18 protein-coding genes are annotated in these 19,359 nt (G+C 67.2%); 3 read left to right on the forward strand and 15 right to left on the reverse strand.

Translation table 11 applies throughout. The features are described from left to right. The 10 genes from LPN03_RS08210 to LPN03_RS08255 form a co-directional block, all read right to left on the reverse strand. On the reverse strand, positions 1 to 921 hold a 921-nt coding region (locus LPN03_RS08210), incomplete at its 3' end, for a glycosyltransferase family 39 protein (protein WP_262453855.1). Positions 922 to 926: 5 nt separating this feature from the next. Next, positions 927 to 2,234, reverse strand: coding sequence for a bifunctional glycosyltransferase family 2/GtrA family protein (locus tag LPN03_RS08215; protein ID WP_262453856.1), 1,308 nt, complete (start codon positions 2,232 to 2,234; stop codon positions 927 to 929). A gap of 117 nt (positions 2,235 to 2,351) precedes the next feature. Then, a complete protein-coding gene (locus LPN03_RS08220; protein ID WP_262453857.1) occupies positions 2,352 to 3,845 on the reverse strand; it encodes a sensor histidine kinase in 1,494 nt (497 codons plus the stop codon). Positions 3,846 to 3,887: 42 nt separating this feature from the next. Then, positions 3,888 to 4,637, reverse strand: coding sequence for a response regulator transcription factor (locus tag LPN03_RS08225; protein ID WP_262453858.1), 750 nt, complete (start codon positions 4,635 to 4,637; stop codon positions 3,888 to 3,890). A gap of 80 nt (positions 4,638 to 4,717) precedes the next feature. After that, positions 4,718 to 5,239 carry an amino-acid N-acetyltransferase gene (locus tag LPN03_RS08230; protein ID WP_262453859.1) on the reverse strand — a complete coding sequence of 174 codons (522 nt, stop codon included), beginning with the start codon at positions 5,237 to 5,239 and terminating at the stop codon, positions 4,718 to 4,720. Positions 5,240 to 5,343: 104 nt separating this feature from the next. Then, positions 5,344 to 7,833 carry an ATP-dependent Clp protease ATP-binding subunit gene (locus LPN03_RS08235; RefSeq protein WP_165180424.1) on the reverse strand — a complete coding sequence of 830 codons (2,490 nt, stop codon included), beginning with the start codon at positions 7,831 to 7,833 and terminating at the stop codon, positions 5,344 to 5,346. Between the two features lie 206 nt (positions 7,834 to 8,039). Then, on the reverse strand, positions 8,040 to 8,369 hold the full coding sequence (locus LPN03_RS08240) for a histone-like nucleoid-structuring protein Lsr2 (protein WP_165180425.1): 330 nt from the start codon (positions 8,367 to 8,369) through the stop codon (positions 8,040 to 8,042). Positions 8,370 to 8,464: 95 nt separating this feature from the next. Further along, on the reverse strand, positions 8,465 to 8,620 hold the full coding sequence (locus LPN03_RS08245; protein ID WP_262453860.1) for a hypothetical protein: 156 nt from the start codon (positions 8,618 to 8,620) through the stop codon (positions 8,465 to 8,467). A 13-nt stretch (positions 8,621 to 8,633) separates the two neighbouring features. Further along, complete coding sequence (gene lysS, locus LPN03_RS08250) at positions 8,634 to 10,082, reverse strand: lysine--tRNA ligase (RefSeq protein ID WP_262453888.1); 1,449 nt, start codon at positions 10,080 to 10,082, stop codon at positions 8,634 to 8,636. A gap of 129 nt (positions 10,083 to 10,211) precedes the next feature. Further along, positions 10,212 to 11,279 carry a LacI family DNA-binding transcriptional regulator gene (locus LPN03_RS08255; RefSeq protein ID WP_262453861.1) on the reverse strand — a complete coding sequence of 356 codons (1,068 nt, stop codon included), beginning with the start codon at positions 11,277 to 11,279 and terminating at the stop codon, positions 10,212 to 10,214. A gap of 188 nt (positions 11,280 to 11,467) precedes the next feature. On the opposite strand from LPN03_RS08255, the gene LPN03_RS08260 reads away from it, so the two are divergent. The 3 genes from LPN03_RS08260 to LPN03_RS08270 are packed head-to-tail and all read left to right on the forward strand — an operon-like array spanning position 11,468 to position 14,825. Continuing rightward, positions 11,468 to 12,451, forward strand: coding sequence for a nucleoside hydrolase (locus tag LPN03_RS08260; RefSeq protein WP_262453862.1), 984 nt, complete (start codon positions 11,468 to 11,470; stop codon positions 12,449 to 12,451). After that, positions 12,448 to 13,878: an MFS transporter gene (locus LPN03_RS08265; protein WP_262453863.1), complete on the forward strand. Its 1,431-nt coding sequence runs from the start codon at positions 12,448 to 12,450 to the stop codon at positions 13,876 to 13,878. Before LPN03_RS08260 ends, LPN03_RS08265 begins: the two co-directional genes overlap by 4 nt. After that, positions 13,875 to 14,825, forward strand: a complete 951-nt coding sequence (locus tag LPN03_RS08270) for a ribokinase (protein ID WP_262453864.1) — start codon at positions 13,875 to 13,877, stop codon at positions 14,823 to 14,825. The genes LPN03_RS08265 and LPN03_RS08270 overlap by 4 nt, the downstream gene beginning before the upstream one ends. Before the next feature lie 102 nt (positions 14,826 to 14,927). Here LPN03_RS08270 and panC read toward each other — a convergent pair whose 3' ends face one another. Genes panC through LPN03_RS08295 form a run of 5 tightly spaced genes read right to left on the reverse strand, consistent with a single transcriptional unit; the run spans position 14,928 to position 19,351 of the window. Next, a complete protein-coding gene (panC, locus tag LPN03_RS08275) occupies positions 14,928 to 15,845 on the reverse strand; it encodes a pantoate--beta-alanine ligase (RefSeq protein ID WP_262453865.1) in 918 nt (305 codons plus the stop codon). Position 15,846: 1 nt separating this feature from the next. Beyond that, positions 15,847 to 16,812: a Rossmann-like and DUF2520 domain-containing protein gene (locus LPN03_RS08280; RefSeq protein ID WP_262453866.1), complete on the reverse strand. Its 966-nt coding sequence runs from the start codon at positions 16,810 to 16,812 to the stop codon at positions 15,847 to 15,849. Beyond that, positions 16,802 to 18,319: a PH domain-containing protein gene (locus LPN03_RS08285; protein WP_165180431.1), complete on the reverse strand. Its 1,518-nt coding sequence runs from the start codon at positions 18,317 to 18,319 to the stop codon at positions 16,802 to 16,804. Before LPN03_RS08285 ends, LPN03_RS08280 begins: the two co-directional genes overlap by 11 nt. Continuing rightward, positions 18,316 to 18,855: a PH domain-containing protein gene (locus LPN03_RS08290; RefSeq protein ID WP_165180432.1), complete on the reverse strand. Its 540-nt coding sequence runs from the start codon at positions 18,853 to 18,855 to the stop codon at positions 18,316 to 18,318. Before LPN03_RS08290 ends, LPN03_RS08285 begins: the two co-directional genes overlap by 4 nt. Next, positions 18,848 to 19,351: a DUF3180 domain-containing protein gene (locus LPN03_RS08295; RefSeq protein WP_165180499.1), complete on the reverse strand. Its 504-nt coding sequence runs from the start codon at positions 19,349 to 19,351 to the stop codon at positions 18,848 to 18,850. Before LPN03_RS08295 ends, LPN03_RS08290 begins: the two co-directional genes overlap by 8 nt. Between the last annotated feature and the right edge of the window lie 8 nt (positions 19,352 to 19,359).

Here is a 19,359-nt window from a genome sequence, read left to right on the forward strand (position 1 = left end):
ACCGGCGCCCCCGCCTCCCATGCCTCCGCCCCCGCCATTGCCGGACCCTCCGAAGATGCGGCCCAGCCCGTTGTAGCCCAGGGCCAGGTCCCAGAAGCTGTTGTTTGAGGACCCTGCCATGTAGGGCCGGATCGACACGGGAGTGAGCTCAAAGGCCAGCAGGTAGGCACCGGCGACAACAACAATTCCCCCGACGGCCGCCAAAAGGTGCAGCAGACGCCGTCCCAGGCTGGTGTTGGCCGCCCACAGGTAGGCCAGTCCCATGGCCGGGATGGTGAGGAAACCCTGCATCATCTTGCTGAGGAAGGCCAGACCGACCAGCGCGCCGGCCAGTGCAAGCCAACGCCAGCCGGGTTTTCCGATGGCCCGGACCACGGCATATGCGGCGGCCACCAGGCACAGTGTCAGGAGCGCATCCGGATTGTTGAATCGGAACATGAGTGCCGCCACGGGGGTCGCGGCAAGCGCCCCACCGGCGATCAGCCCGGCCGCCGGCCCGCTGACGCGTTTCACCGCTGCGTACAAAAGCGCGACGGCGGCCACTCCCATCAGTGCCTCCGGCAGCAAGACCGTCCAGGAAGAGAATCCAAACACCCGTCCCAGCAGGGCTGGGATCCACAGTGACGCGGGCGGCTTGTCCACCGTAATGGCATTGCCGGCGTCGAGGGAGCCGAAGAGCAGGGCCGTCCAATTCTTGGTGCCCGCCTGGACTGCAGCGGCGTAGAAGCTGTTGCCGTAGCCCGAGTTGTTGAGGTTCCACAGGTAAAGGAAGCCTGTGGCCACGATGAGTGCCAACGCACCGGGGCGCTGCCACCGCGGCTTGGCGGCGGATGAATTGATTTCGGGTTCAGTTGCCGCCGGCAGGCCGGACCCAGGCTGTCCCTGGGCCGGTGCCGCCGTGGGGCCTGTCGGTCTTGTCATGGCGCTCATTTGTCTGCCTCTGCCGTGGTTGAGAATTGGTGTGCGGGGGTGCGGAAGATCCAGAGCCGGAACGCCAGGAATTTCACCAGCGTCGCCACCAGGTTTGCCAGCACCACGGCCACCACTTCGATGGTCCGGTTGGGGCTGCCCAGCCCGTGGATGCCCCACAGCGCGCCCGCCGTCAGGACCCATCCGATGCCGAAGACAAGCAGGCCCAGGAATTGGTGGCGGAGCACTCCCTCCGGGCCGGTCCGGCCAAAGGTGAAGCTGCGGTTGACGGTGGTGTTGGCCACGGCGGACACCAGCAGGGCTGCAAAGTTGGACCACTGGGGGTCGGCCACCAGCCGGAAGCCGAGAAACAGCAGCACATAGAAGAGTGTGGATGCCACGCCCACGGCGCCAAAGCGCATGAGCTGGCCGAACAGCCTGTGCCGCGCCGCACCGCCGTCGTCCTCAAGGGGTTTTCGGGCCAGGGCTGCCCGGAGTTCGGCCACGGGTATGCGGCCGTTGACCAGGTCCCGGCTGATCCTGGCAATGCCGCGCAGATCGGCCACCGCCGTCGCGACAATGTCCACCTTGGAGTCGGGGTCATCGGTCCAGTCCACCGGCACTTCGTGGACCCGCAGCCCGCACCGCTCAGCCAGCACCAGCAGTTCGGTGTCGAAGAACCAGGCATCGTCAGTGGTGTGCGGCAGGAGCTGGCGGGCCACGTCGGTGCGGATGGCCTTGAAGCCGCACTGGGCGTCACTGAAATGCGCTGCCAGCACCCCGCGCAGGAGAAGGTTGTAGCTGCGCGAGATGAACTCCCGCTTCGGGCCGCGGACCACCCTGGAGGTGCGTGAGAGCCGCGTTCCCACCGCCAGGTCTGAATGCCCTGACACCAGCGGCGCCACAAGGGTGCCCAACGCGTTCAAGTCCGTGGACAGGTCCACGTCCATGTAGGCCACAATGGGCGACGGCGACGTCAGCCACGCCGTCCGCAAGGCGTGCCCGCGGCCCTTCATGTCCAGGTGCAGCACGCGGATGCCGCTGATCTCGCCCGCCAGGGCCCGGGCTATGGCCAGCGTGGAATCGGTGCTGGCATTGTCCGCCAGCGTGATGGAGCAGGTGTAGGGAAAGTTCTCTTCGAGGTGGCTGTGCAGCCGCCGGACACAAAGTTCCAGGCTCCGTTCCTCGTTGTACACCGGGATGGTGATGTCCACCAGGGCCGGCGCCGTGGGGGTTGGGCTGCTGCCGGAAAGGGCGCCCTGCGGCCCGTGCCCGGGGCGCGGCCGGGCCTCCAGCATGGTCGGGGGGTTCGATGTTGTTGTCATGGTTCAACCATCGCGGGGCAAAATCAGCCCAGTTTAAACCGAAGTTAAGTGCTGGCTGTGCATATTTTCCCGGCCGTCCTGGGATGGCCCGTCCTGGGACGGCCAGGTCCGTGTGCGTCAGGGACGGGCCGCAGGCAGGGCGATGGTGAATTCGGTGCCGGAGGGACCGCTGGTGACGGCGATGGTCCCGCCATGGGCCTCGACGATCGCCTTGACGATGGGCAGCCCTAGCCCCGTGGTCCCGTCCGTGCCGGAGCGGGCGGTGTCCGCGCGGGCGAACCTGTCGAAGATGCGTGGCAGGAATGCCGCGTCCATCCCCTTGCCGCAGTCGCGGACAGTGACGGCGGCTGTCCCCTCCGGGCGCGTTTCCAGGACCACCGTGACGGAGGTGCCCGGGTCCGTGTGCTTTTTGGCGTTGCTAAGCAGGTTGGCCACCGCCCGGTGCAGCTGGGACTCGTCGCCACGCACCATGACCGCCTCGGCGGGGACGTCGATGTTCCAGCGGTGCGGCACCGTTCCCGTGCGTGCGGAGGCAGCGGCGTCGGCTATTTCGGCATCGGTTGCCGCCTCGACCACCAGCTCGGTGAGGTCGAGGTCGGCCAGGGCCGGTGGCCGGCCTTCGTCATACCTGGCCAGTAGCAGCAGGTCGTCCACGAGGTTTTGCATGCGCAGGGCCTGGGACCGCACCCTGTCCATCGAGTCCCGGCCGCCGTCGTCCAGCTTTTGCGTGCGCACCACCAGGTCCGAATAGCCCCGGATCGATGCCAGCGGGGTACGCAGTTCATGGCTGGCGTCCGCCACAAAGCGGCGCACCTTGCTTTCACTTTCCTGCCGGGCCGACAGGGCTCCGGAAAGATTGTCCAGCATGCGGTTCAGGGCATTGCCCACGCGGCCCACTTCGGTGTCATTGTCGCTTGGCTCAATGCGTTCCACGAGTTCCACCTCGCCCGAATCCAGGTGCAGCTCGGCAATCCTGTTGGCCACGGTGGAAACCTCCTCCAGCGGCTTGAGGTTGTGGCGGATCAGCACGGTGCCGGCCACTCCGGCCGCGAGCAGGCCCGCCGCGGCCACCAGCGCCATGGTCAGGCCCAGGGAAGACAGCGTCCCGTCGAGCGTCCCGAGTGGCAGGCCCACCGTCACGATGCTGCCGTCGGAGGCCTCGAGCGACTCGACGCGGTAGGCGCCAATCCCCAGGTCCACGTTCGACGGCGACGCGCCGGGGGTCAGTGCCCGCAGCGCTGCAACGTCCGCGGAGCCAATCACATGTTGCTGGTATTGCAGGTCGATCCAGCCGGAGCGGGCGGTGTCCACGACGCCGTCGGTCACCCGCATCATGAGGATCCCCTCACCCTGGCCGGGGGCCTGAAGCGGGTTGGGCGGAACAGCCCCGGAACCGCCCGGCTGCCCGGGGTCCGGCACGTGGTCGGTGGCGGCATGGGCGGAGCGGCGCAGCTGCAGGTCGAGCTGGCCCGTCAGGTACGTTTCCATGGACAGGTAGCTCACCACGGCGATTCCGGCGCCGACGAACGCCAACAGCAGCAGCGAAACAGCTATCAACTTGGTGCGCAGCCTCATGCGGCGCCGGACCGGCCAGGGGCCGCGGCGGCTCATTTCTGGAGTCCTTCCCGCCACAAGATAACTCCCAGGCAGGGACTATCTTGCCGGCTTGAGCACATAGCCCGCCCCGCGAACCGTGTGGATGAGCGGGTCCCGCCCGGCGTCCACCTTCTTGCGGAGGTAGGAGATGTACAGTTCCACAATGTTTCCGTGGTCCCCTCCCGTGGACTGCCAGACATTGTCAAGGATCTGGCCCTTGCTCACCACCGTCCGGGCGTTGCCCATCAGGTAGCGGAGCAGCTCAAACTGCGTGGCGGTCAGCGCGATTTCCTCGCCGCCCCGGCGAACTTCACGGGTGTCTTCGTTGAGGACCAGGTCCCCGACCACCAGTTCGTTGCCGCCAAGGTCGGCCAGCCCTGACCTGCTGATGAGCCGGTACAGGCGCAGAAGCACCTCTTCCATGCTGAACGGCTTGGTGACATAGTCGTCGCCGCCGGCCGCCAGCCCGCCCACCCGGTCCTCGGCAGAGTCCTTGGCCGTCAGGAAGAGGGCCAGGACGCCGGGCTGGAAACTGCGGATGCGCTGCAGGGCTTCCAGCCCGTCAAAGGTGGGCATCATGACGTCCAGGACCAGGATGTCGGGCCGGAATTCCTTGGCCAGGCTGACGGCCTCCGGCCCGTCCGAGGCCAGCTCGACGCTCCAGCCGGCCATCCTCAGGCCGATGCCGATCAGCTCGGCCAGGTGGGGGTCGTCGTCGGCCACCAGTGCCCTGATGGGGGATCCGTCGGGATGGGAAAGGGTGCGCAGCTTGCCCAGAAACGCATCTGTGCCTTGTGGTTGTGCCATGGTCCCATCCTCCTTGGTGTTCGTACCGCCATCTTAAGCGCAGGATGTGTGGAAGCTGTGGGAAAGCGAAACGGGCCGGCTCAGAGGTTGCGGATCATGCGGGTGTTGCCCAGAGTGTTGGGCTTGACCCGGGCCAGGTCAAGGAATTCGGCAATGCCTTCGTCGGCGGAGCGCAGCAGTTCCGAGTACACCGCGGGATCCACGGCGCTTTGGTCCGCCATCACCTCAAAGCCGTGGCGGACAAAAAAGTCCACCTCAAACGTCAGGCAAAACACGCGGCGGACGCCAAGGTCCACCGCCTTTTCAAGGAGCCGTTCCACCAGCGCATGGCCCACGCCCTTGCCCCGCCAGGCGTCGGCGCTGGCCAGGGTGCGGATTTCGGCCAGGTCCTCCCACATGACGTGCAGCGCGCCGCAGCCTACGACTTCCCCGTCCAGCTCGGCCACCAGGAACTCCTGGATGGACTCGAAGTAGGTGACGGACTCCTTGGAAATCAGGATTCGCTTTTCGGCCAGCGGCGCCACCAGTTCCTTGATGGCCTGCACGTCGGAGGTGCGGGCGGGGCGGAGTGCAATGTCAAGGGCGGTAGCTTCAGCGGTCACGTGTTTAGTCTATGACGGAGCCGGCCCTGCACCTTGAAGCACCCCTTAAAGCACGACGCCGGTGACCCGCCTTGGGAAGGCGGGTCACCGGCGTCGTACTTTATTTAGGCGGAAGCGGTGATGGCATCCGGGATGGACGGCTTGGCCGTGCCCACGAATGTGAACTGGGCGTCGTCGCCTTCGCCTTCGACGTCCACTGCAATGACGTCGCCGGCCTTGATGTCGCCGAAGAGGATCTTCTCGGAGAGGTGGTCCTCGATCTCGCGCTGGATGGTGCGGCGCAGCGGCCGGGCACCCATGGCCGGATCGTAGCCGCGGGTGGCCAGGAGCACCTTGGCCGCGGGGGTGAGCTCGATGCCCATTCCCTTGTCCGCCAGGCGGCCCTCGAGGCGCGCCACCATGAGGTCCACGATCTCGATGATTTCATCCTGGGTCAACTGCGGGAACACCACCACGTCGTCAACACGGTTGAGGAACTCGGGGCGGAAGTGCTGCTTGAGCTCTTCCGTGACCCGGGCACGCATCCGGTTGTAGCCGGTCTGGGTGTCCGAACCTGACTGGAAGCCGGTGGCCACGGTCTTGGAAATGTCCCTGGTGCCCAGGTTCGTGGTCATGATGATGATGGTGTTCTTGAAGTCCACCACCCGGCCCTGGCTGTCCGTCAGGCGGCCGTCTTCCAGGATCTGCAGCAGCGAGTTGAACAGGTCCGCATGGGCCTTTTCCACTTCGTCGAACAGCACCACGGAGAACGGGCGGCGGCGCACCTTTTCGGTCAGCTGGCCACCTTCCTCGTAGCCCACGTAGCCCGGAGGGGCACCGAATAGGCGGGAGACCGTGTGCTTCTCCGAGTATTCAGACATGTCCAGCGTGATGAGCGCGTCCTCGTCGCCGAACAGGAATTCCGCCAGTGCCTTGGCCAGCTCGGTCTTGCCCACGCCGGTGGGGCCGGCGAAGATGAACGAGCCGCCGGGGCGCTTGGGATCCTTCAGTCCGGAACGGGTGCGCCGGATGGCCTGGGAGATCGACTTGATGGCCTCGTCCTGGCCGATGACGCGCTTGTGCAGTTCGTCTTCCATCTTCAGCAGGCGCGAGGACTCCGCCTCGGTCAGCTTGAACACGGGGATTCCGGTGGAGTTGGCCAGCACCTCGGCGATGAGTTCCTCATCCACCTCGGAAATGTCATCCAGCCCGCCGGACTTCCACTGGCGTTCCTTTTCGGCACGCGCCGAAATCAACTTTTGCTCGTCGTCACGCAGCGCCGCGGCACCCTCAAAGTCCTGGGCGTCAATGGCGTCTTCCTTGCGCTTCTTTACAGCCGCAATTTCACCGTCCATGGCCTTGAGCTCCGGAGGGGCCGTCATGCGGCGGATGCGCAGTCTGGCGCCGGCTTCGTCGATCAGGTCGATGGCCTTGTCCGGCAGGAAACGGTCGCTGATGTAGCGGTCCGCCAGCGTGGCGGCCGCCGTCAGGGCACCGTCCGTGATGGAGACTCGGTGGTGTGCCTCGTAGCGGTCGCGCAGGCCCTTGAGAATCTCAATGGTCAGCGGAACTGTGGGTTCCTGCACCTGGATGGGCTGGAAGCGGCGCTCAAGGGCCGCGTCCTTCTCAATGTGCTTGCGGTACTCGTCCAGCGTGGTGGCGCCGATAGTCTGCAGTTCCCCGCGCGCCAGCATGGGCTTGAGGATGGAGGCCGCGTCGATGGCGCCCTCCGCCGCTCCGGCACCCACCAGCGTGTGGATCTCGTCGATGAAGAGGATGATGTCGCCGCGGGTGCGGATTTCCTTCAGCACCTTCTTGAGGCGTTCCTCAAAGTCGCCGCGGTAGCGGGAGCCTGCCACCAGGGAACCCAGGTCAAGCGTGTACAGCTGCTTGTCCTTGATGGTTTCCGGGACGTCCCCGCGCACGATGGCCTGGGCCAGGCCTTCGACGACGGCCGTCTTGCCGACGCCGGGCTCGCCAATGAGGACTGGGTTGTTTTTTGTTCGTCGGGAGAGGACCTGCATGACGCGTTCCATCTCATGCTCGCGCCCAATGACGGGGTCGAGCTTGTTTTCGCGCGCAGCCTGGGTCAGGTTGCGGCCAAACTGGTCCAGCACCACGGATCCGGCAGGGGTTCCCTCCTGCTGCTGGCCGCCGCTGGCGACCGGCTCCTTGCCCTGGTAGCCCGAGAGCAGCTGGATGACCTGCTGGCGGACACGGCCCAGATCGGCACCCAGCTTCACCAGCACCTGCGCCGCCACGCCTTCACCCTCGCGGATCAGGCCCAGCAGGATGTGCTCGGTGCCAATGTAGTTGTGGCCCAGCTGGAGTGCTTCCCGGAGCGAGAGCTCCAGCACCTTCTTGGCGCGCGGAGTGAACGGGATGTGCCCGCTGGGGGCCTGCTGCCCCTGGCCGATGATCTCCTGAACCTGCTCCCGGACACCGTCCAGCGAGATGTTCAAGGACTCCAGGGCCTTGGCGGCAACACCTTCACCCTCGTGGATGAGGCCGAGCAGAATGTGCTCCGTGCCGATGTAATTGTGGTTGAGCATGCGGGCCTCTTCTTGGGCCAGCACAACAACGCGTCGGGCTCGATCAGTAAATCGCTCAAACATTTCGCCACACTCCTAGCTACTGCGTACCTTGATGCTACGCAGTGCCGGCCCGCCGTGGGGGCATGTTCGCCACAGGGGAAATAAGGGCGCCCTGCGCCCGCGCAGTTTAAAGCACGACGGCGGGGCCTCCCCAGGTGGGTGCCCCGCCGTCGTGCCGGTCCGGACGCTGCCGTCAAGGGCAGTCCCGGGCCGTTGTTGCTTGTTGGTCAGCCCTGCGCAGCCTGGTAGGCGTTGCGGATCTCGGCCTGGATGCGGCCGCGTTCGTGGACTTCATAGCCGTTGGCCTTGGCCCAAGCGCGGATGTCCCCAACATCGCTCTTGGCCTTGACGACCGCCGGTCCGCGGCCGCGCACTGCACGCCCACCTGCCCGGCGACCGGCCGAAATGTATTTGGCCAATGCCTCGCGCAGGGCTGCGGCATTGCCTGCGGACAGGTCAATCTCGTAATTGATTCCATCCAGGCCAAAGGTGATGTTTTCATCAGCCGGAGTTTGGTCAATGTCATCGACGAGTGTTACGTGAATCTTCTGTGCCATGGGGAATAGTCGCCTCACATATAATCGGAGCATTTTGCTTCACACCAAATTATGGTCGGTAAATGAGCCCCCGTCAAAGGAGAAACGCCTAAAGCTTATTGCAGGGGACGTTCTTCACTGCCTTCGGCTTCACGCTCGGCCTGCGCCAGGGCGTCACGCTCTGAACGGTCGGCATTAAAAATGGCCTTCATGGCGAAGTAAAAAAGAACTCCCACGCCTAATGAGGGGACAATAACTGCAACATAGTCCATAACGGTGCCGCTTCTACTCTGGTTTCATCAATGGAAAGAGGATTGCCTCGCGAATTCCCACGCCGGTAAAGAGCATGACCAGCCGGTCAACGCCCAAGCCGATGCCGCCCATGGGCGGGGCGCCATATTCCAGGGCGCGCAGGAAGTCTTCATCAAGGGCCATGGCCTCGGGATCGCCCGCGGCTGCCGCGAGTGACTGGGCAGTCAGGCGTTCACGCTGGATGACCGGGTCAATCAATTCCGAGAAGGCCGTCCCGGTTTCCTTGCCGTCAATGATCAAATCCCAGGCTTCAATGAGATTCGGCTTGTCCCGGTGGGGGCGGGCCAGGGGCTGCGCCGACGGCGGGTAATCGCAAACAAAGGTGGGGGAAATCAGCGTGGGTTCCACGATTTCCCCGAACAATTCAATGACCAGCTTTTCCGCATCCCAGGCCGGGTCAATTTTGATCTCGCGGGCGGCGGCAACGGCGCGCAATTGGGCCGCCGTCGTTGCGGGGGTAATTTCCTCGCCGACCGCATCTGACAACCCCTTGTAAACAGGCAGCCAGGGCCATTCACCGTCCAGGCTGATGGGCCCGCGGGCGGTCTCGATGATGCGGGATCCGACAGCGTCGGCAGCTGCCAGGATCATCCGTTGCATGACCTTTGCCATGGTGAACTGATCGCCGTAGGCCTCATATAGTTCCAGCATGGTGAATTCCGGGCTGTGGGTGGAATCAACGCCCTCATTGCGGAAAATGCGCCCCAGTTCAAACACCTTGTCCAGGCCGCCCACCACGGCGCGCTTGAGGTACAGCTCAATGGCAATGCGCAGGGTCATGGGCTGGTCAAATGCGTTCAGGTGCGTGCTGAACGGGCGGGCCGCGGCACCGCCGTGGACCAGCTGGAGAATGGGGGTCTCCAGCTCAATGTAGCCTTCGCCGTGGAGGGTGTCCCGGAGTGCCTTGACAATGGCGGAGCGCTTACGCACCTGCTCGCGAGCGGTGTCGCGGACAATCAGGTCCACGTAGCGCTGGCGCACCCGCATTTCCTCGGAAAGTTCTGCGTGCAGTACCGGCAGCGGGCGCAAGGCCTTGGAGGCCATCTGCCAGGAATCGGCCATGATGGACAGCTCACCGCGGCGGGAGCTGATGATCTCACCCTTGACAAAGACATGGTCGCCCAGGTCCACCAGCGCCTTCCAGTCCGCCAGCGCGGCTTCCCCGACATTGGCCAGCGACAGCATGACCTGCAGGCGGGTGCCGGCACCGGATTGCAGGGTGGCAAAGCACAATTTGCCGGTGTTGCGGACAAAGACCACGCGGCCGCTCACCCCGGCAATGTCACCCGTGGTGGAGTCAGCCTCCAATTCAGGGTATTTCTCCCGGATTTCCTCCAGCGTGTGGGTCCGTGCCACCCCAACGGGGTATGCCTCTTCACCCCGCTCGAGCAATTTGGCTCGCTTTTCCAAACGGACATGCATTTGCTCGGAAACGTCACTGGGCTCGAGGGTCACGGTTTTTTCTGCGCTCACAAGTCAATAGTTTAGTTGGTGAATCTGAATGAACCCTCCGTGGAGGGCGACAGCCGGCTGGAAGTGTCCCGGCGCCGGCTATGGGCCCGGGGCAGCTGAACCCGCGGTGGAGCCGCGCACCACCAGCTCGCTGTCCAGCGTCAGCGAGCGGCCGGCAGCACCGGGCCCGTCCAGCTCCTCCCCTGCCAGCAGGCGCAGCAGCTGCCGCCCGGCCGCACGGCCCAGCTCCGCTGCGGGGAGCCGGACGGTGGTCAGGCCCGGGCTCGACGTTTCAGAATATGGCAGGTCGTCAAACCCCGTGACGGCCAGCTGCCCCGGCACGTCCAGCCTGGCCACCCGGGCCTCCTGCAGCACCCCGTAGGCGTGCGTGTCGGTGCAGCACACTACGGCAGTCACTCCCTGGCGCTGCCACTGCGGCCACGCCCCCGCGAAGGCCTGCGCGGCCGCGGAGACGTCGATGGTGGTGCCTGCCTGCGCCGCGACCTCCATCCCGAGGGTGCGGGCATGCCGGCAAAAGGCCTCCCTGCGCACGCGGAAAGTTTCAGTGCCCGTGGTGCTGTCCAGGTAGGCCACCGTGGTGTGGCCCAGCCCGGCCAGGTGGTCAGCCAGCAGGACGGCGCCGGCGGCAACGTCAAAGTTGACCGACGGGGCGGCGCTCTCCACCCCCGCAGTGTCCAGCAGCACCATGGGCCCGGCGGCCGGCAGGGCCGCCAGGAATTCGGCGCTCGGGGCGTCCACCAGCAGTCCGGCCGGCCGCAGGGACAGGAGGGTCCGCACCTCGGCCGGCGTTGGCATTTGGCCGGCCTCCGTCACGGAAAGCAGCAGCTGGAAGGCGGCGCCGATCTCGGAGCGGACGCCGTCGATCACCCGGGCGAAAAACGGGTTTGAGACGTCGGGCGCCACCAGGATCACAATGTTGCTTCGCCCCCGCGCCAGTGAGCTGCCCAAACCGTCCACAACGTAGCCAAGCTCGCTGACCGCCTGCTCCACCTTGGCAATGTTGTCGGTGGAGACACGCCCTGCCGTCTTGCCGCTGGTGACCAGGGAAACCGTGGCCGTGGAAACCCCCGCCCGGGCGGCCACCATGGCCGCCGTGATGCGGGGCGGGCGCGCGCCGTCGGACGGCGGCATGGAGGCGGGGTGCATGCATCGATGGTACCGGCCCTGGACGCCACGGCGGCGCCCCCATCGCGTCAAGCGCTTGACGAAAATCACGTTAAGCGTTTGACGTAATTCCCCGCAGGGTGTCACACTGGATTTTCGGAACCCCGGGACAGCCGGGGAACGCCCCTGGCGCACACCCAGGCCGCCCGCCCCAAAGACGTGGAGAAAAATTGAGCACGACGCTGCCCCCTCAGCCCGCCGGCGCCCCTGCCCGCAAGATCATCCTGGACTGCGATCCCGGCCATGACGACGCCGTGGCCCTGCTGCTGGCCCACGGCAACCCGAACATTGAGCTGCTGGCCGTAACCACCGTGGTGGGCAACCAGACTCTGGAAAAGGTCACCCGCAACGCCCTGTCCGTTGGCACCATCGCCGGCATCACCGGCGTCCCGTTCGCTGCCGGCTGCGACCGCCCCCTGGTGCGCACCATCGAGAACGCCCCGGACATCCACGGCGACAGCGGCATGGACGGCCCGGACCAGCCCGAGTCCACGATCGAGCTGGACCCGCGCCACGCCGTCGACCTCATTATTGAAACGGTCATGGCCCATGAGCCGGGCACCGTGACCCTGGTGCCCACGGCCGGGCTGACCAACATTGCCATGGCCGCCCGCAAGGAGCCGCGGATTGTGGAGCGCGTGAAGGAGGTTGTCCTCATGGGCGGCGGCTACCACGTGGGCAACTGGAGCGCAGTGGCCGAGTTCAACATCAAGATCGATCCGGAGGCGGCGCACATTGTGTTCAACGCCGGCTGGCCCGTGGTCATGGTGGGCCTGGACCTCACCCACCAGGCGCTGGCCACCCCGGACGTGGTGGCCAGGATCGAGGCCGTGGGCACCAAGCCGGCCAAGTTCGTCATGGAGCTGATGGAATTCTTCACCAAGACGTACAAGGACGCCCAAGGCTTCGACTACCCGCCCGTCCACGACCCCTGCGCCGTGGCGTACGTCATCGACCCCACCGTCATGACCACCCGCAAGGTGCCCGTGGACATTGAGCTCACCGGCACGCTGACGCTGGGCATGACAGTGGCCGACTTCCGCGCCCCTGCCCCGGCAGACTGCAAGACTTCCGTGGCCGTGGACCTTGACCACGAAAAGTTCTGGAACCTGGTCACCGACGCCCTGGTGCGCATTGGCGAGGTGGACGCATGAGCGCCACCCAGGCCCTGGCCGGGGCGCGGAAGGGTTCCGGCAATGTCACGGCACTCATGGTGGCCCTGCTGACCGCCTGCATTGCCTTCCAGCTCAACGCATCGATGCTGAGCCCCGCCCTGGTCACCATGGGCGAGGAACTGCACACCAACCAGGCGGCCATCGGCCTGTCCCAGACCTGGTTCTTCACGGCCGCCGCCGTTTTCTCCCTGTTCCTGCCCCGCCTCAGCGACATCGTCGGACGCAAGAAGGTGCTCATCGCCATGATGGCCCTGATGGGGATCGGCTCCGTAGTCTCGGCCATGGCCCCGGACATCACCTGGCTGTTCCTGGGCCGGATCATCCAGGGCGTGTCGGGCCCCACGGTGCCGCTGTGCCTGATCATGCTGCGCTCCGCGGTTAAGGAACCCAAGCGGTACGGCGCCCTGATGGGCCTGATCACTGCCGTGAACGGCGGCATCGCCGGCATTGACTCCTTTGTGGGCGGCTACTTCGCCGAACACTTTGGCTTCCGCAGCATCTTCTGGCTCATGGTGGCCATCGCCGCCGTCGCCACGCTGTTGCTGTTCCTGCTGGCCGGGGAGAGCAAGCCCGGCGAGGGCACCCGGATGGACTGGCTGGGCGTGCTCTTCATCGTTGTTGCCGTGGGCGCGCTGCTGACCGCCCTGAATGAGGCCACCAAGCTGGTGGGCGGAGTCACCGCGGGCCCGCTGGTGGCCTCCCTGGGCCTGGCCGTGGTGGCTGTTGCCGCATTCATGGCGTTCTGGGCCGTGGAGCAGCGGTCCCGGCAGCCCATGGTGGAGATCGTGCACCTGCGCCAGCGCTCCACCTGGGCGCCGCTGCTGACCACCACGCTGACCATGACGGGCATCTTTGCCGTCATCAACGGCATTGTGCCCGCCTACGTCCAGGCGGCAGACCCCGGCTTCCACATTGGCGCCACCGAGATGAGCCTGCTGATCCTGACCCCCTATGCGCTGCTGGGCTGGGTCTTTGGACCCATCACCGGCCGCCTGGCACCCGTGCTGGGCTATACGAAGATGCTGCGGATCGGGCTGCTTGGCAGCGTGGCGGCACTGGCCGTCATCGGCTTCCTGGGGCTGCACAACCTGCCTGCCATGATTGCGGGCACGGTGTTGCTGGGCATCATGTACGCCGGTACCGTGAACATCATGCTCAACGGCCTTGGCGTGGTGCTCTCCCCCGAAGGAAACCCCGGCTTCCTGCCCGGCATGAACGCGGGCGCGTTCAACCTGGGCGCCGGACTCAGCTTCCTGGTGCTGCCCGCCATCCTGGTAGCCACGGCTCCCCTGGGCGGACAGGGCTCCTACCTCACCGTCGTGGTGGTTTCCCTCGCCATCACCGTCGCCGCCCTGGCCGCGTCGCTGCTGGTGCCCCAGCCCGTTGACGCGGAGGTTGCCCCGTGAGCGCCGCGGAACCGGGCGCACGCATTGTGGTGGCGGGCTCGCTCAACGCGGACCTGACCATCTATTGCGAACGCCTGCCCCTGCCCGGCGAGACCCTGCACGGCACCGGCTTTGCCGTCAATCCCGGCGGCAAAAGCGCCAACCAGGCCGTGGCGGCGGCCCGCCTGGGCGGCCGCGTCACGCTGGTCGGCGCCGTGGGTGCGGACCCCAACGGCGACATGCTGGTGGCGTCCACGGCCGGTGCCGGAGTCGACGTCAGCCATGTCCGGAGGGTGCCCGAACCCACCGGCGTGGCGGTCATTTCCGTGGAGGACAGCGGCGAGAACAGCATCATCATCTCCGCCGGGGCCAACGGCACGCTCGGCCCCGGGGCGATGGACCCGGCCCTGTTCGACGGCGCCGGCGTGGTGTGCCTGTGCCTGGAAGTCCCCCTGGAGACAGTCCTTGCCGCCGCCCAGGCCGGGCACGACGCCGGAGCAACAGTTCTGTTGAACCTCTCGCCTTACGCCCCGGTCGGGGATGCGCTGGCACACCTCACCGACGTGCTGCTGGTCAACGCCCACGAGGCCTCGGCGTTCCTGGGCGGGCTGGACATGCCGTCCGCCGACGCACCCCTCCCCGAGTGGCTGGCCGCCGCCGGCGCCTTTGCCGGTCGGGGCCTCACCAAAGTCCTGGTGACGCTGGGCTCCGCCGGCTCGGTGGTGCTGGATGTGGACAACACGGCCGAGCCCGTGGTGCGCATTGCCCCCACGAAGGTTGACGCCGTGGACACGACGGGTGCCGGAGATGCCTTCACCGGCGCGGTGGCGGCCCGCCTCGCGGCCGGCGACGCCCTGGCGGATGCAGCGCGCTACGCCTCGGTCGCCGCAGCGCTGGCCGCCACCCGGAAGGGCACGCAGACCGCCTACCCGTCCGCCAAGGAAGTGGCAGCGGCCATCACGGAATAACGCCGAGGTGGGCCGCCGCAGCGCGGAGCGGAATTGGGGGCTGGCGGCGCGGTGCGGGCACCAGCCCCCAATTCCGTGCAGCGCGGAGGTCCGCCGCGCCCGCTACCCCAGCGTGACGTTGTCGATGAGGCGCACCGGCCCCACCTGGGCGGCGATCAGGGCGAGGGCCTGTCCCGTGAAGGGCGTGTCCTGGCAGTTTTCGGCGCGCACGGCCAACGTTTCCGGGTCCACCACTTCCAGGTAGTCCAGTGCCACGCCGGGAATCATGTGGACCAGTTCCTCCGCCGACGGGATGTCCAGGGGCTCGTGGGCGTCGGCACGCCGGCGGAGCAGGCGCAGTGCGCGGGAGAGCACCAGGGCGTCCTCCCGCTCCCTCCCCGAAAGGAAGCGGTTCCGGCTGGAGAGGGCCAGGCCGTCCGGATCGCGCACAATGGGCACGGGAACAATGTCCACGGGGAAGTCCAAGTCAGCCACCATGCGGCGCACCAGTGCCAGCTGTTGGGCATCCTTTTGGCCGAAGTAGGCACGGTACGGCTGCCGTGTGCCGCCGTCGCGCGCTGAAAGGCCGGTGCGGGGGTGCGCCAGGTGCAGCAGCTTCGCCACCACCGTCAGGGCGCCGTCAAAATGTCCGGGCCGCGAGGCCCCCTCGTAAAGGCTTCCCAGCTTCCCGGCGGTGATGCGCACGGCCGGCTCGCCGGTGGGGTACATTTCCTCCACTGAAGGGGCAAACATGATGTCCACGCCCGCAGCGTCCAGCAGTGCCAGGTCGGCCTCCGTGGTGCGCGGGTAGCGGTCCAGGTCCAAGGGGTCGCCAAATTGCAGCGGGTTGACGAAAACGCTGGCCACCACCACCGCGTTTTCGGCCACGGCGGCCCGCGCCAGTGCGCCGTGGCCCTCATGGAGGGCGCCCATGGTGGGCACCAGGCCAAGCGTGCCGGGGTGGGTGGACGTCTTGGCGGCCAGCAGGGAAGCGCTGGCAGCCTTCAGTTCGGCAACGGTGGTGACCAGGGTGGTGCTCATGTCAATCGCTTTCTTCGGTGGTTGGTTCCTGCGGGTGCTGCGCGTCGGGCGCGCCGCTGACGTCCGTGCCGCCGTCGTCCATGCCCAGGGCGGCCTGCACGCCCAGGTAGGCCTCGGCGGACAGCAGTCCGCGGCGCGCGGCCCGGACCGCCGTAGCGGAGGACAGCGCCAGGTACGCGTCCACAATGTCCGTGGCGGAGGTGTCCAAGGCGTGTTCGCGCAGCGCCTGCGTATGGGCGGCGACGGTGCCGTAGTCCCCCCGCGCCACGGGCCCGGTGAGCGCCTGCTCCCCCGACGCCAGCGCGTTTTCCAGCGCGGCGCGCAGCAGCGGGCCCAGGACCTGGTTGGGCGCCTCGACGCCGATCTCGCCCAGGATTTGCGCGGCCTGGGCAACGAGCGTCACGAGGTGGTTTGCCGAGTGTGCCAAGGCGGCGTGGTACAGGACGCGGTCTGCCTCGGCAATGACCACGGGCTCGGCGCCCATTTCCACCACAAGGGCCTGGGCGATGGGCAGCATGGGCGCATCGGCCGTGACGCCGAAGGTGCAGTCCAGCAGGCGCGTCAGGTCCAGGCTCATGCCGGTGAACGTCATGGCCGGGTGCAGGGCCAACGGGATGCCGCCTGCAGCCTTGACGGGGGCCAGCACGCCCGTGCCGTAGCGCCCTGACGTGTGCGCCACGAGCTGGCCCACCTGCCACGCCCCTGTGGCGGCGAGGCCGGAAACCAGCCCCGGCAGGGCGTCGTCGGGCACGGCCAGCAGCACCAGCTCCGAGCGTTCCACAATGTCCGGGATCTCCAGGACGGGGACGCCGGGCAGCAGCAGTTCGGCCCGGTCCCGGGATGCCTCGGACACTGCCGCCACCCCGACCACGGCGTGCCCGGCAGCGCGCAGCGCCGCACCCAGCACCGCCCCCACCTTGCCGGCGCCGATGATTCCCACGCCTAGGCGTCCGGGCTTAATGGCCATGGTTGTTCTCCTGCGGGGCTGGTGGGATGAAGGGGTCCATCGCCGGCGCCAGCCAATGCTCGGAGCGGTGGATGCGCCGGGCGGTGGCGGCACGGAGGGCTTGTTCGTCGAAGAGGCGGCGCCCGGCGTCGGCTGCCATGTGGCGGACCACCGGGCGGATGGGGCCGGCGGTGGAATGAAGTTCAAAGTCGACTAGGCCAAGAGCTGCCATGAGGGGGCCCTGGCGCAGGCTCAGTGACTGGGTGCGCTCGTGCGGGACCACCTGGAGGCGGCGGAAAAAGAAGCCGTGCCGGCACAGCAGGGCGGTCCGGGTGGCGCAGTAGGCGTTGCGGCGCCAGGCAAGCGGGTCAATCCAGCGGGCCGGGCGGGGGCTGTGGATGAAGCCGTGACCCTCAAACGGCCCCTTGAGCCCGGCCGTGAACACGTCAAAGGGGTTGTCCACGCCGGGGTCGGGGAACACCAGGGCCAGCACGGCCATGACTTCATCGAGCGTCCCTGCAGGCAGCAGCACCGTACGGTTGCCGTGGTCAGAGCGGTCGTCGCCGTAGCCGGCCACGTTGACGTGCACCCGGTACCAGCCAAACGGCCGCCAGAGGGGGCCCTGGCTGATGCCGACTGCCTGCACCCGGCCCGGGGGGATGGTCTGGGCACGGGTTTCCAGCATCCCGTAGTGCAGCCGCACGCCGTCGGGCGAGAGTGCCACACGGAAGTTGAAGTCGCCGGTGATGGCCTTCCAGTAGGAGGCGCCGAAGCCGATGAAGATGGGAACGAAGCCGATCAGCACGCCGATTTCCCGGCTCCAGACGGCCAGCACGACGGCGGCCGCCAGCGCGGCAATGACCACAATGGTCAGGCTGCCAAACACCACGGAGCCGATGATGCGCCCCGGGGACAGCGACAGCACCGCCCGTTCGGGCGCCTCGGTGACATCCTGCGGGGCGTCAGGGTCGATGGCGACGCCGGCTGCCCGGGCCAGGATGGCCGCGCGCAGCCGTTTGGCCTCGGCCAGCTTGAGGAAGGACAGCTTGAACGCCGACTTGCCGCCGTCGGCCACGTCAAACTTCAGCTCCGCAAGGCCGAAGGCACGCGCCACCAGGGGCTGGACCACGTCGATGGCCTGCACCCGGTCGATGCGGGCGCGGCGCTGCTGGCGGAAGATGACGCCGGAGTTGATGTGGACGTCGCGGTCGGTCACCTGGTAGCGGGTAAAACGCCAGGAAAGGAAGAAGCCAAGGCCGAAAACCACCACGGCGGCACCCACCACGGCGAGCACGGCGCCCACGGGGGCGCCGGCGGCAAGGCCTTGCCCGCCCTGCCCGCGGGGCCCGCCGGAAAAAAGCGTGTCCAGGGAGTTGCGGCCAAAAATGAACAGCACGGCCGCCACGGCCACCCAGCCGCGCACCAGCGGCGAGACGGGATGGACGCGGTGCCAGTCTTCGGGCCCGTCGGTGCGGAAGCCCTCCCGGCCCGGCCGGCCGTCCAGGCCGACAGGGGGCTGGGCGTTCACAGCCCGGCCAGTTTCGCCTCACCGCGCGCGGACAGCTGTTCGCGCAGGCGGGCGGCCTCCGCGGCGGGGAGCCCGAACAGCAGGGCGTTGGTGCCGGGGGAGGCCGTGTGGAGGTGGATGGTGCTCAGGCCCAGCAGGCGCTCCAGCGGCCCCATGGTGACGTCAACGTACTGCATGCGTCCGTAGGGCACCACCATGATCCGGTGGAACATGATGCCGTGGCGGATCAGCAGGTCCTCATTGCGTTCAGCGTAGCCAATGGCGTGCACCTGCCGGGGCACCAGGGCCAGCACCCACACAACAACAAGCAGTGCGGCGGATGGCAGAGCCCAGGCCAGCCAGGCAGGAAAGCCCGGCCACACGCCGGAGCTGAGGAAGACAAGGGGAAGCGCCGAGACGGCAAGAATCGCCAGCCCGCCCAGCCCGCGCTGGATGAGCCGGGCCGTGATGAGCTTGCTGGAGACGCGCAGGAAGGTGACATCCGCGGGGTCAATGGCGCTTCCCTGGTGCCGGTTCCCGTGTTCGAGGCTAGGCAAACTCTTCCTCCCCGCGTCCTTCACGTTTCTCCCGCGGCTTCGGCGCCGCGTCGGTGTCCTCCGGCGGCAGCTTGCAAAAACGTTCCACGACCAGGCCCGCGGCCACCATGGCCGCGCCTCCCCCCATCATGACCACAATGTGCCAGATGACCGCGAGGTCGGGGCGCAGGGAAATGGTGGGCAGCTGGTCCAGCAGAATGCCCGCATGCCAGCCCAGCAGCACGGCGCCGGCGTAGGCACAGGCCTGGGCCAGGACCAGTGTGCGGGCCGCCAGCAACGGGTCCAGGTGCTTGTTGCGGTTTCCGTCGCGCCAGCGCCGGACCTTGAAGCCGAGGATCAGGCATACGGCCACGATGAGTCCCATCGTGGCCAGTGAGCTCAGTGGCAGCACGGGCAGGGCAAGGCTGGCCCGCTGCGTCAGCTCCGTTGCCACCCACCCAACCGCCGCCAGGACGATTGTCACCACCACCAGCCATGCAGGCCGGATGGTCCGCATTGTGCCCT

It is taken from the genome of Arthrobacter sp. A2-55 (assembly GCF_025548615.1).
Lineage (GTDB): Bacteria > Actinomycetota > Actinomycetes > Actinomycetales > Micrococcaceae > Specibacter > Specibacter silviterrae.